At 49.5% G+C, this 21193-nt stretch carries 17 protein-coding genes; 16 read left to right on the top strand and 1 reads right to left on the bottom strand.

Translation table 11 applies throughout. From position 1 onward, the window contains the following. Positions 1–107: 107 nt before the first annotated feature. A complete protein-coding gene (locus tag QM529_02220; protein ID MDI9313478.1) occupies positions 108–1202 on the bottom strand; it encodes a tyrosine recombinase XerC in 1095 nt (364 codons plus the stop codon). Positions 1203–1229: 27 nt separating this feature from the next. Here QM529_02220 and mdh point away from each other — a divergent pair, with 27 nt between their 5' ends. The 16 genes from mdh to QM529_02140 all read left to right on the top strand — a co-directional run. Further along, positions 1230–2186 (top strand): malate dehydrogenase, encoded by a 957-nt coding sequence (gene mdh / locus QM529_02215; protein ID MDI9313477.1) that lies wholly within the window; start codon positions 1230–1232, stop codon positions 2184–2186. After that, positions 2186–3391 carry an ADP-forming succinate--CoA ligase subunit beta gene (gene sucC, locus QM529_02210; GenBank protein ID MDI9313476.1) on the top strand — a complete coding sequence of 402 codons (1206 nt, stop codon included), beginning with the start codon at positions 2186–2188 and terminating at the stop codon, positions 3389–3391. The genes mdh and sucC overlap by 1 nt, the downstream gene beginning before the upstream one ends. 41 nt (positions 3392–3432) lie before the next feature. Next, positions 3433–4317 carry a succinate--CoA ligase subunit alpha gene (gene sucD / locus QM529_02205; protein MDI9313475.1) on the top strand — a complete coding sequence of 295 codons (885 nt, stop codon included), beginning with the start codon at positions 3433–3435 and terminating at the stop codon, positions 4315–4317. 124 nt (positions 4318–4441) lie between these two features. Next, complete coding sequence (locus tag QM529_02200; GenBank protein MDI9313474.1) at positions 4442–7642, top strand: 2-oxoglutarate dehydrogenase E1 component; 3201 nt, start codon at positions 4442–4444, stop codon at positions 7640–7642. 27 nt (positions 7643–7669) lie between these two features. Next, positions 7670–8833: a 2-oxoglutarate dehydrogenase complex dihydrolipoyllysine-residue succinyltransferase gene (gene odhB, locus QM529_02195; GenBank protein MDI9313473.1), complete on the top strand. Its 1164-nt coding sequence runs from the start codon at positions 7670–7672 to the stop codon at positions 8831–8833. 436 nt (positions 8834–9269) lie between these two features. Further along, positions 9270–9890, top strand: coding sequence for a DUF4167 domain-containing protein (locus QM529_02190; GenBank protein MDI9313472.1), 621 nt, complete (start codon positions 9270–9272; stop codon positions 9888–9890). A gap of 169 nt (positions 9891–10059) precedes the next feature. Further along, positions 10060–11316, top strand: coding sequence for a hypothetical protein (locus QM529_02185; protein MDI9313471.1), 1257 nt, complete (start codon positions 10060–10062; stop codon positions 11314–11316). Beyond that, on the top strand, positions 11303–12301 hold the full coding sequence (locus QM529_02180) for a TIGR01459 family HAD-type hydrolase (protein ID MDI9313470.1): 999 nt from the start codon (positions 11303–11305) through the stop codon (positions 12299–12301). The genes QM529_02185 and QM529_02180 overlap by 14 nt, the downstream gene beginning before the upstream one ends. Positions 12302–12349: 48 nt before the next feature. Continuing rightward, positions 12350–12829, top strand: a complete 480-nt coding sequence (gene bamE, locus QM529_02175; GenBank protein ID MDI9313469.1) for an outer membrane protein assembly factor BamE — start codon at positions 12350–12352, stop codon at positions 12827–12829. A 57-nt stretch (positions 12830–12886) separates the two neighbouring features. Beyond that, the gene (locus QM529_02170) at positions 12887–13549 is read left to right on the top strand and encodes a hypothetical protein (GenBank protein MDI9313468.1); all 663 of its coding nucleotides are present in this window, start codon (positions 12887–12889) and stop codon (positions 13547–13549) included. A gap of 56 nt (positions 13550–13605) precedes the next feature. Beyond that, positions 13606–13953, top strand: a complete 348-nt coding sequence (locus QM529_02165) for a rhodanese-like domain-containing protein (protein ID MDI9313467.1) — start codon at positions 13606–13608, stop codon at positions 13951–13953. 24 nt (positions 13954–13977) lie between these two features. Beyond that, positions 13978–15321 (top strand): TldD/PmbA family protein, encoded by a 1344-nt coding sequence (locus QM529_02160; GenBank protein MDI9313466.1) that lies wholly within the window; start codon positions 13978–13980, stop codon positions 15319–15321. Positions 15322–15376: 55 nt separating this feature from the next. Then, positions 15377–16273, top strand: a complete 897-nt coding sequence (locus QM529_02155; GenBank protein ID MDI9313465.1) for a hypothetical protein — start codon at positions 15377–15379, stop codon at positions 16271–16273. Between the two features lie 221 nt (positions 16274–16494). Next, positions 16495–18015, top strand: a complete 1521-nt coding sequence (locus QM529_02150; protein ID MDI9313464.1) for a hypothetical protein — start codon at positions 16495–16497, stop codon at positions 18013–18015. Positions 18016–18036: 21 nt separating this feature from the next. Next, positions 18037–18915, top strand: coding sequence for a hypothetical protein (locus QM529_02145; protein ID MDI9313463.1), 879 nt, complete (start codon positions 18037–18039; stop codon positions 18913–18915). 21 nt (positions 18916–18936) lie between these two features. After that, the coding region (locus QM529_02140; protein ID MDI9313462.1) for a class I tRNA ligase family protein at positions 18937–21193 on the top strand (2257 nt) is incomplete at its 3' end.

Here is a 21193-nt window from a genome sequence, read left to right as displayed (position 1 = left end):
ATTTTTTGGGTGGGTTCGTTAGCAACATTTTTGATATAAAAAAACCCATAAGAATTTAAAAATCTTACCCGCTTTTCAAAAACTTACGCCAAAGCCATCCGCGCGAATTATTTGCGTGGGTGGGATTGGTTGTAAAGTTTTTGGAGCGATTGTAAATCCATGTTGGTGTAACGGGCGGTCGACGCCAATGATTGATGGCCGAGCAATTCTTGAATGGTGCGCAAATCGCCGCCGGCCTGCAACAAATGCGTGGCAAAACTATGGCGCAGGGCGTGCGGCGTTGACCCAATCGGCAGGTTGAGGCGCACCTGCAAATCCTTCATCAACAATTGCACAATGCGCGGCGACAATGGGCCACCCTGCGTGCCGCGAAAAAAATAATCATCGGGTTGCAATGAAAATGGCATGGTGTCGCGATACCGCGCCAGGTAATCCATCACCCGTGGCAAAATAATAATCACGCGGTCCTTGCCGCCCTTACCATTGATAACCAACGTGTGGTCGGGCTGTTGCGCCATGGTGGTGATGTCGCGTGCCGTCAGTTGCAATGATTCCATCAGCCGCAACCCCGCGCCGTAAAGCAAGCCGATGATGCCGAGGTTGCGATAGGTTTGCCACGTCGCCGGCGCGCCATTGTTGTTGGTTAAGGAATCAAGGATATGACCGCAATCGTCAGCGTCAAGCGCGCGCGGTAATGCGCGTGGTAATTTCGGGCTTCGCACATGGTCGATGGCATTGTTGGTCAACAGGTTGTTTTTTTTCATGTAACGCAACAACCCGCGCACCGCCGACAATGCGCGGGCGGTTGAGGTTTTTTTTAACGCCAATTGGTCTTGCCGATAAAACAGCCAGGCGCGAAAATCCTGCAACGACAAATGGCTCAGGTCATCGGCCGTCGCCGGGTTGCCCAAATGCTGGTTCAAAAAACGTAAAAAATTATCGATATCGTGGCGATATGATTGCACGGTGTTTTCGCCGTAACCTTTTTCTACCCGCAACGCCGACAACCAATCATTAACCTGCGCCATAAGGCTTCGGTCAACCAATTGGTCGATGGGATTGCTGGGCGGGGCGAAATGGGCGGGCATGGTGATGGTATAATCCCCCTGCAACAATTTTGCCACCGCGATATTGTTTTTGCATTCGCCGTTTGTCCTCAATGGCATCAAATAGCGATTGATTCGCGAAATTAGCTGTGGCATATTATTGCGGGTAGGCGTTAAAAAATTATGGCGAAAAGAAATAAAATTGCATTGGTCGGGGCGGGGAATATCGGCGGCACGCTGGCCATGCTGTTTGGTTTAAAAAATTTGGGCGATGTGGTTTTGTTCGACGTGATGGAGGGCATTCCCCAAGGGAAAGCACTCGACCTGGCCCAGGCCGCACCGATTTTGGGCATGACGCAGAAATTTTCTGGCACCAACAATTACGCCGATTTGGCGGGCAGTGATGTGGTGGTTGTCACCGCCGGCTCGCCCCGCAAACCGGGGATGAGCCGCGATGATTTAATCGGTATTAATGCCAAGGTGATGAACGATGTCGGCGCGGGGTTGAGGCAAGCCTGCCCCGAGGCGTTTGTTATTTGCATTACCAACCCGCTGGATGTGATGGTGGGTGTGTTGCAACGCGCCCTGGGGGTTGCCACCAACAAGGTTGTCGGCATGGCCGGCATGTTGGATTCGGCGCGGTTTCGTTATTTCTTGGCCAGTGAGATGAATGTCGCGGTGGCCGATATTGACGCCATGGTGCTGGGCGGTCATGGCGACGCGATGGTGCCGTTGGAATCCTGCGTTTCGATTAACGGCATGGGGCTGGGCGATGCGGTGAAGCAAAAACTCATCAGCCGCGAAAAACTTGATGGCATCATCACCCGCACGCGCAACGGCGGCGGCGAGGTGGTTAATTTGTTAAAAACCGGTTCGGCCTTTTACGCGCCGGCGGCCTCGGCCGTGGCAATGGCCGAAAGTTACCTGCTGGATAAAAAATCGCTGATGCCCTGCGCCGCCTATTGCAAGGGGGTTTATGGTTTGGATGGTATTTACGTCGGCGTGCCGGTTATTATCGGTCGCGGCGGGGTTGAAAAAATTGTCGAGGTCACGATGACGCCCGCCGAAAAACAAAATTTCGATACATCGGTGCAGGCGGTGCGCGAATTGGAAAAGGCCCTGCAGAATTTGCAACAATAATGAACATTCATGAATATCAGGCCAAGGAATTATTGCGCGGCCATGGTTTGCCGACGCCGCGTGGTGTGGTTGTAACCAATATTGCCGATGTTACCGCCGCCGCCCAAAAATTGCAGGCTGAAACCGGCACAAAGGTTTTTGTCCTGAAGGCGCAGATTCATGCCGGTGGGCGCGGTGCCGGGCATTTCGCCGGTCGCGACAATGAAAAGGGTGGGGTGCGACTCATCAAAACCATCGATGAGGTTAAAACCAATGCCGCCGCCATGCTGGGCCAGGTGTTGGTAACCAAACAAACCGGCGCGGTGGGTCGCGAAGTAAAGACATTATATATCGAGGAGGGGGCGAGCATCGGCAAGGAATTTTACCTCAGCCTGCTTATCGACCGCGCCACCGACCATTTAACATTTGTTTTATCGTCGGCCGGCGGCATGAATATCGAGGATGTGGCGCACGACACGCCGGACAAAATTATCAAATGGCAATTGCCGTCGCTGGCGCAAAAGGTTGATGGCGAAACCGCGACGCGCCTCGCCCAGCAATTATCCCTGCCCGCCGGTAACAGCAATGAATTGCAACAGGTGATGAATGGTTTGTTATCATTGTTTATTGAAAAAGATTGTTCCTTGATTGAAGTAAACCCGCTGGTGCTGACGACCGATAACAAATTATTGTTGCTCGATGCGAAAATATCGTTCGACGACAATGGGCTGTTCCGCCACCCCGATGTCGCGGCATTACGCGATGATAACGAGGAAGAACCGATGGAGCGCGAGGCCTCGGCCAATGATTTAAGCTATATCAAGCTCGACGGCACCATCGGGTGCATGGTCAATGGCGCCGGCCTGGCCATGGCAACGCTGGATATTATCAAGCAACAGGGCGCGGAACCCGCCAATTTTTTGGATGTCGGCGGTGGCGCGACCGAGGCGCGGGTGAAAAAAGCCTTCGAAATTATTCTATCCGACAAACATGTTAAGGGCGTGTTGGTTAATATCTTTGGCGGCATCATGCGGTGCGATATCATCGCCGCCGGTATTATCGCCGCGGTTAAAAACATACAATTAAATGTGCCGTTGGTGGTGCGGTTGGAGGGGACAAATGTCGAGCTCGGTAAAAAACTATTAACCGAGTCCGGCCTGCCGATTATCACCGCCAGCGATTTGGGCGATGCCGCCACCAAAATCGTTGCGGCGGCGGCAAAATAAGCAATGAAAATGAAAAATGAAGCGATAAAATAAGGAAAAACATGAGCATCCTCGTTGATAAAAACACCAAGGTCATCTGCCAAGGCCTAACCGGCGCGCAGGGCACGTTCCACACCGAGCAAGCGATAAAATACGGCACCAAAATGGTCGGCGGCGTGGTGCCGAAAAAAGGCGGGCAGATGCACCTCGGCCTGCCAGTATTTAACAACGTGGCCGAGGCCAAGGATAAAACCGGTTGCGATGCATCGGTGATTTACGTGCCGCCGCCATTTGCCGCCGCCGCGATTATCGAGGCGATCGACGCGCAAATTGGCTTGGTGGTCTGCATCACCGAGGGCATCCCAACCCTTGACATGTTACGGGTTGAGGAAAAATTGCGCGCCAGCAAAACCATGCTGCTGGGGCCAAATTGCCCGGGGGTTATCACGCCCGGCCAATGCAAAATCGGCATCATGCCCGGGTTTATTCATAAACCGGGGAGGATAGGGGTGGTGTCGCGCTCCGGCACCTTAACCTACGAGGCGGTGTGGCAAACCACGCAAGCTGGCATGGGGCAATCGACCTGCGTTGGCATCGGTGGCGACCCGGTGCATGGTTTGACCTTCACCGATTGTTTGGAAATGTTTTTGGCCGATGACGAAACCGATGCCATTATTATGATTGGCGAAATCGGCGGCGGCGAGGAAGAGGAAGCGGCAGAATTTTACAAAAAATCAAAACATAAAAAACCGATGGTCGGGTTTATCGCCGGCCAATCGGCACCGCCGGGTAAACGCATGGGGCACGCCGGCGCGATTGTGTCGGGCGGCAGTGGCACCGCGCAATCAAAAATCGATGCCCTAAAATCGGCAGGCGTGGCCATTTCCCCCGACCCGAGCAAATTGGGTGAAATGATGAGTTTTCTTTTACAAAAAAAAATGGTATGATGGAGCCATGCCTGATGAACCGCGGACAATAATGTCTCTGGACATGTTTTCTGGGGCGTTGCCGAGTGAGGCCACGCCATCCGAACCAATGCCCGCTGGTGTAGCGCAGGACGCAACTGGGGGAATGGAAGATAAAATAGGCGACAAAGAAATATCCTCCGCATCAGCAACCGATGGTAAATCTTCGCCAGCAACGGCTTCCTCGCGTGGTGCATCTTCCGCGCAAGCAAAAAACCATGGCAATGATTCGTCAAAAGATTTAGCCGCTCATTTTCCGCCCGAATTATTGATGGGTGGCGCCGATTATATTTTTGACCTTTATCAACGCTACCTGCAAAACCCGAACCTGGTGGGGAAAGATTGGCAAGAGGTTTTTGTGGCGATAGACAAAGATGATAAGGACGCTAAAGATGCCGATGAAGGACTGAAGCAACACACCGGCGATTTTGTCAGCGCGGCCGATTACAAACCATCATGGGTATTCGATGGGTCGCGGGGTAATAATGGCACCGCTAATAATGATAATAATGGCGCGGTGAATAATGGTCGACCAGCCTTTCCGCAACATGGCGCGGTTATCGACAGCGGGCGCACCCGTGGGGCCGGCGGTAAAACCCTATCCGATTTTTTATTATCCGGCATGGCAAAGGGCGAGAATCTGCAAGAAACCATTGCCCGTTACATAAGCGACCATGGGGTCGCGGGCGAGCGCGAGATGGCCGAACGGTTAAATTCGATTCGCGCCATCATGCTAATTCGCGCCTTTCGCACCCGTGGCCATTTGGAGGCCGACCTTGACCCCCTGCAACTATCGCCGAAGGTTACCTTCCCCGAATTGGATTATCACAGCTACGGCTTCACCGACGCCGATTTGGACAAAACGATTTATATTAATTATTATTTGGGGTTGGAAAGCGCGCGCCTGCGCGACATTATTGGCATTTGCCGCAAAGTTTATTGTGGTCGGTTTGCGATTGAATTCATGCATGTCCAAGACCCAGATGAAAAATTATGGTTGCAGGAAATGGTCGAGGCCGATTACGCCGGTAAAAGCGTCAGCGCGGAAAAGAAAAAAAATATCTACCAACAGGTTTTGCAGGCCGAGGCGTTCGAAAGTTTTTTGGATAAAAAATACAAAGGGGCAAAACGCTTCGGCCTCGATGGCGGCGAAAGCACTATTCCGGTGCTTGATGAAATTATCAATCGCGGTGTCGCCCTGGGGATAGAGGAGGTCGACATCGGCATGTCGCATCGCGGCCGTTTGAATGTGCTGGCCAATATCTTGGGCAAACCCTATCGCCAGATATTTTATGAATTTTATGGCGGTAGCCCGACCCCCGCCAATTTGCCACAGATGGGCGATGTCAAATACCACCTGGGGGCCAGCCACGATGCGATAATCACCGACGCCAGTGGTGAATCGCGCACCGTGCATTTATCGTTGTCGCCAAACCCCAGCCACCTGGAGGCGGTGAACACCGTCGTCCTGGGCAAGGTTCGCGCCAAGCAAAAACAACGCAACGACACCAAAAAGGAAAAGGTGATGGCGGTGTTGATACATGGCGACGCGGCCTTTATTGGCCAGGGGGTGGTGGCCGAGACATTTTTGCTGTCGCAACTTAAGGGTTATCGCACCGGTGGCACGATTCATATTGCGGTGAATAATCAAATTGGTTTTACGACGGTGCCAAAGGAAGGGCGGTCATCGCCCTATTGCACCGATATGGCCAAGATGATAGACGCGCCGGTGTTCCATGTTAATGGCGATGACCCAGAAACCTGCGTCCGCGCCGCGCAATTGGCGGTCGAATATCGGCAAAAATTTAAAAAAGATATTGTTATTGATATCTATTGTTATCGCCGCCACGGCCATAACGAAACCGACGAGCCGTTTTTTACCCAACCGCTGATGTATGAAAAAATTGCCAGCCACCCGCACCTGACCACCATCTACAGCGAAAAATTGATAGCGGAGAAAATTCTTACCCAAGGGGAAGTCGATGGTCGCGCCAAAGATTTTAACGACCGATTGGAAAACGCCCTGTTGCTTGCCAAGGATTTTAAACCGGCCAAGGTCGACTGGTTGGAGGGGCGTTGGCACGGCCTGACCATGGCCGAAACCGGCAAGCGCAAGGGCGATACCGCCGCCGATATCGATGTCATAAGGGAGATAGGCGAAAAACTCACCACCGTGCCGGCGAATTTTACCATCCATCCAAAAATCGATAACCTGTTAAAAACCAAAAAGGAGAGTATTGAAAATGGCGCGAAAATCGATTGGGGCACCGCTGAGGCCTTGGGTTATGGTAGCCTGCTGTTGGAGGGGGTGCCGATAAGGTTATCGGGTGAGGATTCGGAACGTGGCACCTTTTCCAATCGGCACGCGGTGTGGATAGATCAAAAAAATGGCAACCAATATGTGCCGCTGAACCATTTGCGCGCCGGCCAAAGCCAGTTCGAGGTTATCAATAGCCCCTTGAGCGAATTTGGCCTGCTGGGATTTGAATATGGTTATTCGACGGCCGAGCCATTTTCGCTGGTGCTGTGGGAGGCGCAATTTGGCGATTTTGCCAACGGCGCGCAGGTGATTATCGACCAATTCATTGCCGCCGGCGAAACCAAATGGTTTAAAATGTGCGGCCTGGTGATGTTGCTACCCCATGGGTATGAGGGGCAGGGGCCGGAGCATTCATCGGCGCGGCTGGAACGTTACCTGCAATTATCGGCCGATGATAATTGGCAAGTTTGCAACCTGACGACGCCAGCCAATTATTTTCATGCCTTGCGCCGGCAAATAAAAAGGAATTTTAGGAAGCCGCTGATTATCATGACGCCCAAATCGCTTTTGCGTCACCCATTATGCGTGTCAAGGATAGAGGATTTTATCGCGGGCTCCTCATTCCGCCGGATTCTGCCCGATGATGCCTTTGTTGCCGGCACATTATCCCCGCCCGAACAATTTAAAAAGGTTATTTTATGCTCGGGCAAGGTTTATTATGACCTCTATCAAGCGCGCGAAAAAATGGATAGGAAAGATATTGCGATTGTGCGGTTGGAACAACTTTATCCATTCCCCGATGAATCGTTGCTCGGCATATTGCAAAAATGCAAGCAAGCCGAATTTGTCTGGTGCCAGGAAGAACCCGAAAACAGCGGGGCATGGTTTTTTGTCCGGCCACGGATTGAAAAATTATTACGCCAGTTGAAGGCAACCCATCAAGATTTAATCTATGTTGGCCGGCGCGAGGCCGCCAGCCCCGCCGTCGGCTCCGCGAAAATTCATACATACGAACAGGAAACATTGGTTGTTGAAGCCTTAAAATAATGGTAATAATGATAAAGGAGAATAATAATGATTGAAGTTAAAGTGCCAGCGTTGGGCGAATCAATTACAACGGCGCGGATTGCAAAACTATTGGTGGCGGCGGGGTCGGCCGTGGCGCGTGACGAAAATATCTGCCTGCTCGATACCGAAAAAATTAGCCTGGAGGTTAGCGCGCCCGAGGCCGGTGTGTTAAGCGCGTGGCAGGTCAAGGAAGGCGACGACGTGGCGGTGGGCACCGTGATTGCGACCATTGACGATAAGGCAAAAGCCGGCGCGGGTGGTGGCGAAAAAACACCCGAAGCCGTTGCGGTAAGCACAGCAACTGCGCCAGTCAATAATGCACCGATCGAACCCACACCAGCCCCGGCCAAAAACGAAATTCCAGCAAAGGCCAACCCCGCACCAGCACCACAAGCGGTGGCACAACCAATGGCACAACCGGCGGTGCAATTAACGCCAACCTATAACATGCCGCCGCATGTAACCGACGCGCGGGGCGAGGAACGGGTCAAAATGAGCAAATTGCGCGAGGCGATTGCCAGAAGGTTGAAGGGCGTGCAGATGACGGCGGCGATTTTAACCACCTTTAACGAGGTCGACATGGCGCTGTTGATAGAAATGCGCCAATTGCATCGCGAAAAATTTCAACAACAACATGGCACCAAATTGGGCTTTATGAGCTTCTTTATCAAGGCGGTTTGCCAAGGGTTGAAGGATTTCCCGATAATCAACGCGTCGCTCGACGGTAACGATATTATTTATAAAAACTATTACGATATTGGTATTGCGGTGGGCTCGCCCACCGGTTTGGTGGTGCCGGTGCTCCGCGACGCCGACAAAAAATCCTTCGCCGATATCGAACGGGATATCGCCGATTTTGGTAAACGTGCCGAGGCCGGTAAATTAACCATGCAAGACCTATCGGGTGGCACCTTTAGCATTACCAACGGCGGTATTTTTGGCTCGATGCTATCGACGCCGATTCTCAACCCGCCGCAATCGGCTATACTTGGTATGCATAAAATCGAGGAACGGGCGGTGGTAAAAAATGGCATGATAACCATCGCGCCGGTGATGTATCTTGCCTTATCTTACGACCACCGGATTATCGACGGGCGAGAGGCGGTTAGCTTCCTGACCATGGTCAAGGAATTGCTGGAACGGCCAGAACGTTTGTTACTGGACATATAGACAATTTTTTTAATAGCTTTTTGATAATTTGCTTGACATGAAGATGATTTTTGCCTATCTAACGGGCGTAGATAGCGTTTCCGCCTGTTAAACAATATAAAGCGGAATAAACGGCTCTACAAAATGCCATAAAATAATATTCAATAAAATCTGAATGGGTTTGGGACAAGACTAAACAAAAGCTACAAAAAGGGGCTGTAAACAAAGTTATAAACAGGCCGCCGCAAAAAAAATGCGCGCGCCACCATGGTTAAAAAAATCGGTTTAAAAAATCGACGCAAAGAATCAAAAATGGATTCTTAACAGATTATATTGATACTATAAAAAATAATATTTTGATGGTTTTTTGGAATGATATTTATTCCTAAAAAAAAAATTGGTTGATGAACCAATCAAGTGACAAAACAATCTAACAACAACAATTAAAGAAAAAAAAATGCAAAGACAAAATAATTGGCGTCGCCATAGTGGCCGCGGCAACAACAATCGCTCAAGCGGTAATCGCGGCCGTGGCACAAGGCAAGGCGGCGGTATGAACAAAAATACCTTTAAAGACCCATTGCGCCAACAGATGGATTCCAATGGCCCGTTGGGCCGGGTGCGTGGCAATGCCATGCAAATCATGGACAAATATATTGTTCTGGCGAAGGAAGCCACGTCAGACGGCGACCGCGTGCTGGGCGAGGCTTGCCTGCAATATGCCGAGCATTATCAACGGCTGATTATCGAACACCAAGGGCATTTTAAGCCCGCCGAAGAAGATATGCGGGGCGATAGGGGCGACATGGTTGGCGATGCCGGCGATGGCGAGGGCGAGCAATCGTCGGCCGAACCCATGCCACGGCGTAATGCCGGCCGAACCAGCAATGGTAACGGCGATGGCGTGCGTATCATGGGTCGTGGCGTCGTGCGTTATTTAGATGACGACAACGACGGCAACGACAATGACAACGCCCGCGACGAAGATAAAGACGATGCCGATTTGCCGAGCTTCCTGACCGGTAGTCAACGCAATGCTGGCAAAAGGAAAATGAACGACGACGACGGGCTAGAATAATCATCGGTTATTCGGTATAATATTACAATGATATTACAGGCGAGTGTTATTAAGCTAACGGCATGTTATTATCATGACATGCCGGCCCTTGTCGCCTGTCGTTCGTTTGCTTAAGAACAAAAACATAGCCCGCAATATAAATAAACATGGTCGTGCAAATATACAAAAGATGTTAAAAAAAAATTTTGTTTTTATTTTATTTTATTTTGCCGTCGCGCTGGTGATTGGGATTAGCCTTTATTTTTATTCCCCTTTTCCGCCTTACAACATTGTTATCTGCACCGTGGTGGGCTATTTTTTGGCCTGCCTGCTCCATGTGCTATTGGTTGGCGGTCGGCCAAAAAAATCGACCAGCGGGGCGCAATACCAACCATTCTATCCATCGACCATCATGGATAATGACGAATTAGATGGCGACGATGTGCTAAGCAATGAGCCGGCGCGCGGCACGGACGACAGAACAGCAAATAAATTACCGCAAAGCGCAACAAGACCGAACAAGCGCGGTGATGTTGACGATAGTAGCGCCACGATGGTGATAACCACGCCGCGCAAAATGACCAGCAAGCCGGTCAATGCCCTGCAAGATATTTTTAAAAGCGCGTATCAAAATGACCTGTTGGCGGGTGGTCGCGCGATGGTGATGTTTGGCCACGACGTGGTCGAGGCCAAGGGGCGTCAACCGATAGGGTTTTATTGCCAAGGTTACATCGAATATCACAATGGCCAAGGGCGCGATATCGCCGGCATCATCGCCGACAGCCCGCGCAACACGGTCGCCGGTGATTTGGAAATTTTGTTGCTTGAAACACTGCGCCATTATTGGCAAAAAATATTGCAGGGCGTCGAGGTTGGCGATTTGCCCTATTGTTTTTTTCCGCTGTCCGAACGGGCGTTGAATGAAAAGGGCTTTATCAATGATTTGAAAAGTTTTTTAAAATCGCAAAAAATTGCCTACCCGCGGTTGAGCCGCGCCTTCAGCCGATTGGTTATTGTCTTGCCCTTCACCAGTGGGCTTTATCGCCATGCCGAGGCCTGCCAATTTTTAAGTAGCGAGGGGATTAAGCTCGGCATGATTTATAGTAGCGGCAACACGACCTTGCTCAACCCGATTTTAGACGATGACCCGTCGTTATTATTGCGCATGGGTATCGATTTTTACCTCTTGTCGGTTGATGACCTGCAATTTTTGCAAGAAAAATTGGGTTACGAAACCATGTCAGAAAAAATTCTATCGTTGGAAAAATTACGCTTGATGACCATGGTGTTTAATATCGATGACGAACGGGTTTATAACAGCTTGCCCTACGGCCTTACCATGGTGATGGGAAAATTATTTGACAAACAAACCCTACTGGCGCGGTTACCGCTCAAAAATAATGCCGGTGGCGACGCGGTCAATGACGCGGGTAATGACGCGGGCTAATTATCGTAATAAAATTTATATTATTGCCATGCAAAACCCTAACCCAAACACAACACAAATTGTGCCGCCGATGACGCCGCGCACCCTGCAAGGCATTCAAGATATTATTGGCAAATATGATTTGGCGATTATCGACCAATGGGGCGTGTTGCATAATGGCGTGGTGCCATTTGCCGGCGCGGTCGAGGCGATATCCGCCCTGCACCATGGTGGCACAAAAATCATCATCCTTTCCAATTCGGGGAAATTGGCCAAGCATTCCGAAAAATTGATAGCCAAGATGGGTTTTGACATGGATGCGATTCATAAGGTTATAAGCTCTGGCCAGGCCGCCCGGCAATGGTTGGAGGGGTTGGAGGGGGTGGAAGGGTCGGCAACCGATACCCTAGCCAAAGAATTAACCAAGAACCAAACGCAAAACAGGTGGCAGGGCAAGAAATTGGTTTTTTGGGGGTTCGATGATGATTCGCGGGCGATAGATGGCTTGGGTTTTGTTATGACCGATGATGTGGCCGAGGCCGATATATTGCTGGCCGCTGGGGCAGGGCGCGGCAGTTTGGCGGCCTACCAAGACGACATGGACATGGCGGTGGCGCGTAACATTCCGATGCTTTGTACCAACCCCGATTTGGTCGCCAACATGCCCGATGGTTCGCTAAAAATCTGCCCAGGGACATTGGCCGATTATTACGAAGCCAAGGGCGGGCAGGTGGTGCGGTTTGGCAAGCCGGCGCGCGAGGTTTACGAGATGTGTTTTCAAGAATTCCCGAGCGCGAAGAAAATTATCGGCATCGGCGACAGCCTTGACCATGATATTATCGGCGCACAGCGCGCCGGCATCGATTCGTTATTTATTTTGGGCGGCATCCATGCGGGTGATGTCATGCCGCAAGGCGGCGAACCACCGCAAGAAGACAAAATGAAACGATTATTTACCCGCCATGGTGTTACGCCGCATTTTGTCCTTGATAGCTTTCATTTATAAAAAATTTTTGACTAGCCAAGCAAATGAAAAAAATCTATAGCTAGGGTCATGGTGCGTCAATTTTTTTCTGCTGTTTTATTGTTGATTCTACTGGTTGGGCTGTCTTCCTGCGCCGACACGGTGAAGCGCGGCGAGGTGATAAAACCATTCCAATTAGAACAATTGGTGATAGGGAAGAGCAATTACAATGATATTCTTAATATCTTGGGCACCCCGACCAGCGTTTCGACCTATGACCCGCGGTTTTGGTATTATTTTAGCCAAACCAAAAGCCAGTGGGGTTTTTTAGAACCCACGTTCCAAGACCAGGAAGTATATCAGGTGAAGCTGGATGACCAAGGAAACTACCTTGGCTATAAAAAATTCACCGGTAATGACGCGGTGAAATTATCGGTGTCCAAAAATACCACCCCGACCGTGGCACGCGACAAATCATTCTTGCAAGAATTGGTTACCAATTTTGGCCGCTATAGCAAGCCAAAGGCCGACCCCAACGCACCAACCAACCCGGCGCAACGAACCCAATAAGCATGGTCGCAACAAACCCCCTTTTCACCATAGTATAAATCGCCTATAGCAAAGCCCATGACCATTGCCAAAAGAGAAAAAATGATAGACGGCCAATTAATGCCGGCCGGCGTGATTGACGCCAATTTGCTCAGCGGGTTTTTGACCATCGACCGCACACAATTTGTCGACGGCGACGACCAACAAAAACGTTGTTACAGCGACATGCCGATGGTCAGCCGCGATGGTCGCGTTTTGTTACCGCCGGTCGCCTCGGGGCTGTTGTTGCAATATGCCGGTTTGAAATCGTTGGACAATGCTTTGGTTATCGGAGGCGGCCATGGTTATGAATGCAATATATTGGCAAGCGCGAACATCGGCGTCGTCGCATTGGAAAGCCCACGCGATAAAATCAAAAAGACCATCCTAAAAAGTAATTTTCATGTCGTGCCGGTTGATGATATCACCGCTGGCCAAGACAAAACCGCGCCCTATAAAGCGATATTTATTTTCGGCCTATTGCCGGCGGTGCCAGAAAAACTGCTGGCGCAATTAAGCGATAAGGGTTATTTGCTAACCGCCCTGATTGATAAAAAATCGCCGCAGGCCAAAAATCAACTTGGCAATTTGGTGCGGGTAGCAAAAAATAAAAAAGTTGAATATTTTGGTCAGGTAACAGCGGTGCCATTGATGCCGGAATTTAATAATCACCACGCCAACGTGGCGCGCATGGCGTCTTAAGGCGTGGCTTGTAACATGGCTTATAATATAGCGTCGTTGCAAAAGGAAAATACCATATGACCGATGGCCAACAAACACCGGTGAAAACTATTTCTGTCACCCAATTGGGCGATATGTTAAAACATAGCGACAAACCTGGCGACGTTTTTTTGCTTGATGTGCGCGAGGCGGCCGAGGTCGCCACCGCAAGCATGCCCCATGCCCACCATATTTCGATGAATGATATAACCGACAGGTTGGCCGAATTGCCGCGCGATAAAACAATTTATGTTTTTTGTCATCACGGCGGTCGGTCGCAAATGGTTTGCCAATACTTGCAACGTGAGGGGTTTGATTGCAGAAACATCGTCGGCGGTATCCATCGCTACGCCCTGGAAATTGACAATACCATTCCCACCTATTAAGGCGTGGCAATAGAATAAAAGAGAATGAAAGACGATATTTTTAATTTTTTTGACGACATCATGTCCCTGACCAAAAAAAAGGGCATCGATGCGACCGAGGTCGTCCTGAGCAAATCGCTCAACCAGGGCATTCAGGTTCGCATGGGCAAGATAGAAGAATCGGAACGCGCCGAGCAAGAAATATTGGGTTTGAAAATCCGCCTTGGGCAAAAGGAAGCCGCTATCACCACCAATGGCAGAACCATGGCGGTTATCACGCCGTTGGTCGATAAATTATTGGCGATGGCGCGCGTCGTGCCGGATAACCCATTCGCGGGCGAGGCGATGCCAGCGCAATTATACAAACCAAATGGCCAAGACGCCGATTTGCAAACCTTTGACCCGACCGATTTATCGCCCGAGGCAATGCAGGCCATGGCGAAGCAGGTGGAGGAAGCGGCGCGCGGCCAAAAAAACATCGTCAATTCGGAAGGGGCCGGTGCGTCATTCGGCCATGAACAGGAATGGTTTGCTTTTTCCAACGGGTTTCGCGGCGCGGAATCCCATTCTTATTATTCGCTCGGCGTGTCGATTATTGCCGGCGATGGCAACAGCATGGAGGCCGAGGGCGAATATTCCAGTAAGGTTTTTTTCGCCGATTTAATGTCGCCAGAAAAAATTGGCCAGCGGGCGGCGGCGCGGGCGGCGGCGCAACTGGGCGCGCGCCAAGAAAAATCGGGGCAATACCCGGTGATATTGGAACCGCGCATCGCCACCAGCATCATCGGCAACCTGGCGTCGGCCATCAACGGCCAAAAATTGGCGAAGGGCACCAGCTTCCTGCAAGACAAATTGGGGCAACAGGTCATGGCAAGCAACATCACCATGGTCGACGACCCGTTGCAACGGCGCGGGTTTGCCTCTCAACGTTACGACGGCGAGGGCTTGCCCGCGGTGAAACGCAATATCATTGATAGCGGGGTGTTGACGACCTACGTGCTTGATTTGGCATCGGCGCGGCAATTGAAAATGTCACCCACCGGCCACGCGCGGCGGTCGCTGACGGGGGTGCACCCAGCCCTAAGCAACGTGCATATTGCCGCCGGCGACGTAACGCCCGATGATTTGATGGCCGATATTAAGGAGGGGTTTTATGTAACATCCGTCATGGGATTCGGCGTTAATGGCGTGACCGGTGATTATTCGCAAGGCGCCAGCGGTTTTTGGATAGTGAATGGCAAAAAATCGCATTCGGTAAATGAAATGACCATCGCCGGTAATTTGAAAGATATGTTTATGCACATCACGCCGGCCAATGATTTGGAATTTCTGCACCACCATAATGCGCCGACCCTGCGCATCGACGGCATGACGGTGGCGGGAAAATAATTGGCATTATCTTGCCACTTGACGGCAAATGCAAACATCATTATAGATTCGCGTTATGCAGAACGAAAAGCAATTTATTGCCGCCACGGTGGCGGGTGGCACGATGGAGGTCACGCCCAAGGGCGCGGAAAAGGTCGACAATTTTGCCAATCACTTGCCAAAAAAATCGCCGGTATTTATTACCTTCCTCCCCGGGTCGGACATCAACGACACCATTGCCACCGCGGTCAGAATAAAGAGGGAAGGGATGAAACCAATTCCCCATTTGGCGGCGCGGTCGATACCCAACCTTGATTTTTTAAAAACCAATTTGGCAAGGCTGGTGGCAGAGGCCGAGGTTGATACCTGCCTGCTTATCGGTGGCGGGGTGAAGGACCCATTGGGCGATTACGACGCGACCATTCAAATTTTGGAAACCGGTTTATTCGAACAACATGGCTTCAAGCATATTTTTGTCGCCGGTCATCCTGAGGGTTCGCCCGATTTCCCCGATAATGCCCATTGGCAGGCGTTGCAACAAAAACAACAATTCATGGAGCGCACCAAAATAAAATTGGAAATAACCACACAATTTTGTTTCGAGGCCGCACCGGTTATCGACTACGCCAACAAATTGGTGGCCGAGGGCATCACCATGAAATTGCGCGTCGGCATCCCCGGCCTTGCCACCATCAAAACCTTGATGGCGCATGCTGTGGCCTGCGGCATTGGCCCGTCGATGAAAATTATCAAACAGCAGGCCGCCAATATATCAAAACTACTGACGGTGCGCGAACCCAATAAATTGGTGCGCGAATTATGCGTCGAGATGGCCAATAACAAAAACACCGGGATTCATGGTTTTCACCTATACCCCCTGGGCGGGTTTGTAAAAACCGCCGATTGGCAGAAAAAAATCGCCGCTGGGCAATTTGACATGGATGACGCCGAGGGGTTCATCACCAAACCATAAAATAAAAAAAGGGACAATTATATGGGACATTTTTTGCCACAGCCAACCGGTGCATCGTCTTGCAATACCACGCCGCCAAGGGCTTGGTCGCGCGCCATTCACGGGTTGCTATTGGCTTTGGAAATTTTGATAATTCACACCAATGGTGGTAAATAAATAGAGGTAATTATTTTTCTATGCTTGCAACAATCATCTTACGTCTTGTTAGTTTTTTAAAATCCATGATACCTGGATCCAAATATTACCAGGTGGCGAGCGGTTATGGGTTTTTGCACCTGAAAATGACGACGTTAAAACGCAAATTTGACACGGCATTGCAAGGCCGTATCGATGGCCAGCAGGGCATGCCAGGAAAATCATTCGGCCTGACAACCATGGAAAGTCGGGTTAAGGATTTCATCGCCCTGACCTGCAACCAAAACCGCAGTCACCGCAACAAATTGCTGGCTGGGTTATTTCCGCAATTGAATAAGGTGCGCGAGGAAATCAACAAGGCCATCCACACCACGCGCGGCGCGCTGGAAAGCAAGAAAAAAGAATTTTTAAACGTCAGCGGTAAAATGGCGAAGGGCGCGCCGGATATCAACACCACGTTCGAACGGGTGCGCGAGGCCTATGAAAAACTATGCGACTTCCGCAATGAAAATTTTATAACCTCGGAAAAGGAAATCGACCTGTCGAGTTTCCGCTTGGTTTATCCTATCGTCTTGGCCTTCGCGGTTTTTATGGAAATGCTTTACACTGGGTTTCAACTCGCGCCGAGCTTGGGGCTGGGGCGTGCCTACGGCCAATTTGGCGGGTTTTCGGTATTGATGGCATTTTTGGCTTACGAGGGTGGCCATTATTTTGCTTACTATCGCGGCTTCATCACCAAGCAGAAAGAAATAAAAAAAAGAAACTTGGCCAGCGTGCAGAGTCCCGGCGCGAAGGAATTTTTCTACCTGCCGACCATGGTGATATGTTTGTTGATTATGCTTTTTATCATGGTGTTTAATTTTTTCCGCTTGCCCGACGGCGACCACACGCTGGTGGTGTTGTGGTTGTTGTTTTGCTTCTTTGCCTTTTTGCATGGTTTGTCGGGTGAAAAATACCCGGGGCATCGCAACCATATTGTGATGTTCCGAAAAGAGCTAAATCTCTTCAAGCAAATTTTATATGTTTACATCGACCAATTAAAAACCATCAAACAACAATTTGATTCGATGGTCGCCACCTTGAAAGAAAGTTTTTCCGTCAAGCAACGGGTGTTGAAAGAAAATTTGGATAAGGTCAAGGCGATTGATGCGGCCTATCGCCATTGTTTGAAAGAAATTTTGAAGGACGCAACCGGCCTTTATGAAATTTATTACCACAGCAATAGCCTGATGCGCGAGGCGGGGTTTGATTACCGCGAGCGTTTTAACCTTATCAATGAAAAATTTGGTATGGAAAATTATCTGGACGATAGGGCAACCGACGAAAATATAAAAGAATTTGAGGACTTTTATCGCGACATCGCGGTTAGCAGTGGCCAATTTATTGATGACATGGCCAAAATGGCCGATGGCGAAAACAAAACATTGTTGCAAATTTATAACAAAAAATTAGAAGATATTTTGAACATGGTTAAGTTGATAAAAATTCCGACGACCAGCGCGGGGCGCGGCGCGTTTCAAAGCCCGCTGTGCGACAAAAACGCCGACTTCCAAATTATTACCAAAACCGTGGGCGACGCGTTCCGCAATATTGAAAAAGACCATTAATTATGTTATAGCCTCGGGACAATGTTTCACGATTTAAGCCTCTATGGCATTTTTAAAGAATACCGCGCCCTGTGGTTTGTTGTCATCGCCTTGACGATTATTTTTGGTCTGGCGATTTTTTTATGGAAAAAAATGGGGCCGTTTAATATCAGCCGTGGCAAGGTGGTTTATTCGTTGGTCGGCATGGGGTTGGTTATTTTTGTGCCGTTGGTGTTGCTGTTGAATAGTATTTTCACCCCGCCGCCGGCGACGTTTTTTATTCTTGACCAGACCGATGGTTTCCCGGCGGACGATGCCACCCTTATCAAAAACTTGGCGTTGCGCCATATCGACGAAACAAAGGGCAACAGCGATATTTATTTTTATGAAATCGGCAAATTTAACGGCCAATTGAATCCGGTGGTGGAATATCACATTCCGCCGCGCAAAAAAGTCATGTCGTTGCTGGATTCGGTGCCCGAGGCCGAGGAAAAAATCTATCAACAAAAATATGAGGAATTCCGCAATGGCGTCCAGGTATCGTTGAACCAATTGGTTGGCGATTTTAATTCGCCGAGCTCTTATATATTGGAGGGGGTTTCGTCGCTGGCGCAAAAAGCACTGCCGCTGAATGCTGACAAAAACAAACACCTGATAATTATTTCTGACCTGTTACAAAATTCGCCGGCCGGTGATTTTTACAACAACGACGCACCGCCGATGAAAAATTTTCTGGTGTCAGCCCAGGGTATAAAATTCAGCCGAGATGATTTGACCGATGTTGCGGTAACGATTTACGTGGTGCCGCGCCCGTTTTACGACAAAAACCCAGCCAAGAAAATTTTGGTGGAAAAATTTTGGCGCGATTATTTTTTTGACCGTGGGGCATATAAGGTTGATATGGTTGATGTGCGCCCATAACCTGCTATAACACCCCATATCATGGCCGATAAAAAAAATTACCAGGCAACATTGTTACTGCCCAAGACCGAATTCCCCATGCGGGCCGGGCTGGCGCAGGGCGAACCCATCACCCTGGCGCGGTGGGAAAAAATGGGGCTTTACCAAAAACAGCGCGCCAAGCAACGTGGCAAGCCAAAATATATTTTGCACGACGGCCCGCCATATGCCAATGGCAATATTCACATCGGCCATGCGTTGAATAAAATTTTAAAGGATATAATTTCGCGCAGTCAAAACATGATGGGAAAGGACAGCCCGTATGTCCCCGGGTGGGATTGCCACGGCCTGCCGATTGAATGGAAGGTTGAGGAAGATTTGCGCGCGCAAGGCAAAAACAAAAACGACATTCCGGTTAACGAATTTCGCAAATTATGCCGTGATTACGCCACCAAATGGCTGAACATTCAACGCGAAGAATTCAAACGCCTGGGGGTGCTGGGTGATTGGGACAACCCATACAGCACGATGGATTACAAATCGGAAGCAATAATAGCGGGGGAAATTGGCAAGGTGGCGATGGACAAAAGAGGGGGAGCGATATCTCATGATTTTTTATTTAAGGATTATAGGCCAGTGATGTGGTCGATACCTGAACAAACAGCCTTGGCCGAGGCCGAGGTGGAGTATAAGGATGTAACCACAAGGGCGGTCTATGTGGCGTTTAAATTTTTTGATTGTAATACACGCCAAGAATTAAAAGATAACATTACAAATCAAGGTGATGTTAATAAGAACGTAGAAAAATTAAAAGATTGTGAGGTTATTATTTGGACAACCACGCCTTGGACATTGCCTGCAAATTGCGCCATTGCCTTTAACAAAAATATCGATTACGCGACCTACGATATTATCGATTTTAATGGCAAGGCGCGGCGGGTTGCCTTAGCAGAAAAATTGGCGCAGGAAGTGGCCGAGAAATGCAAATGGCAAAAAATTATTTTGAATGATAAGTTAGATTCCAATAATTTAACTTATGTTTTTAATGAATCGCGTGATATTTTTCATGACGTGCTTGTTCGTCGCGAGTCGGATAAATATTGTATTAGATTTGAGCACCCCTTGTATAATTATAATCCACAGGGTGTAATCCCTGACCCAAGATTCCTACGACAATTGGTTAATGCAGATTTTGTGACTGCGGATGCAGGGACTGGTTTTGTGCATATTGCGCCGGCGCATGGTAAGGATGATGCATTATTAATAAAACATATGGATGGTCGAGTTAATGCATTAAAAAAAGATGGTTTTTATCATGAGTTTATTACAAAATTAATTCCAGAATTAACAAATGTTTCGGTTTATGATGAGAAAGGCAAGGATGGCGGCGCAAATCAAGGCGTCATCGCCGCGTTAAAACGGGTTGATGCCTTGGTCGGCGTGGAAAATTACAAACATTCTTATCCCCATTCTTGGCGGTCGAAAGCACCAATTATTTTTTTATCCACCCCCCAGTGGTTTATTAATATGGATTCAGAAGATGCTATATATGAAGAACTGGAAGATGGAGGAATGGGCGGGCCGATAGATTTTTCTGATAAGAACTCGCTTCGGCAAAAAGCCTTGCAAGCTTTAGAGGAGGTTGTGGCTTATCCTGCCAATGGCAAGAGTGCCCTAACCGATATGATAGCCAATCGACCAGATTGGTGCATTTCTCGCCAAAGGGCGTGGGGTGTGCCACTGCCATTGTTTGCAAAGAAATTTGTAAATGAAGGTGAGTCCTTATTATTACGCAACGCAAAATTATTCGCCCGCGTGCGGGAGGTATTTGAAAAGGAGGGCGCGGACGCATGGTTCAATGACGCGAAATACCCCAATAGTTTTTGGTTGAAAGATATTGTGCCCGAGGCACACTACAATAAATACGAAAAAATAAAAGACGTGGTTGATGTCTGGTTTGATTCGGGGTCGACCCATGCTTTTGTCCTTGCCCAGCGACCAGAGTTTAGACACGAAGGAGAGAAGGGCGAGGACGTCATCGCCGATTTGTATTTGGAGGGCACTGACCAACATCGCGGTTGGTTTCATTCGTCATTGTTGGAATCGGTCGCGACGACCTCTAGGTCGTTATTGGAATCGTTCGAGACGACCTCTGAGTCGGTATTGGAACCGGTCGCGACGCGTGGCCGTGCGCCATACAAGGCATTGCTGACCCACGGATTCGTGTTGGATGAAAAGGGCAACAAAATGTCAAAATCGCTGGGCAATGTTACCGCGCCCGAGGATGTTATTCGCGAAC

This window comes from Hydrotalea sp. (assembly GCA_030054115.1).
Classification (GTDB): domain Bacteria; phylum Pseudomonadota; class Alphaproteobacteria; order JASGCL01; family JASGCL01; genus JASGCL01.
The sequence above is the reverse complement of the archived record's forward strand: the minus strand, read 5'-3'. Positions and strand labels throughout refer to the sequence as shown.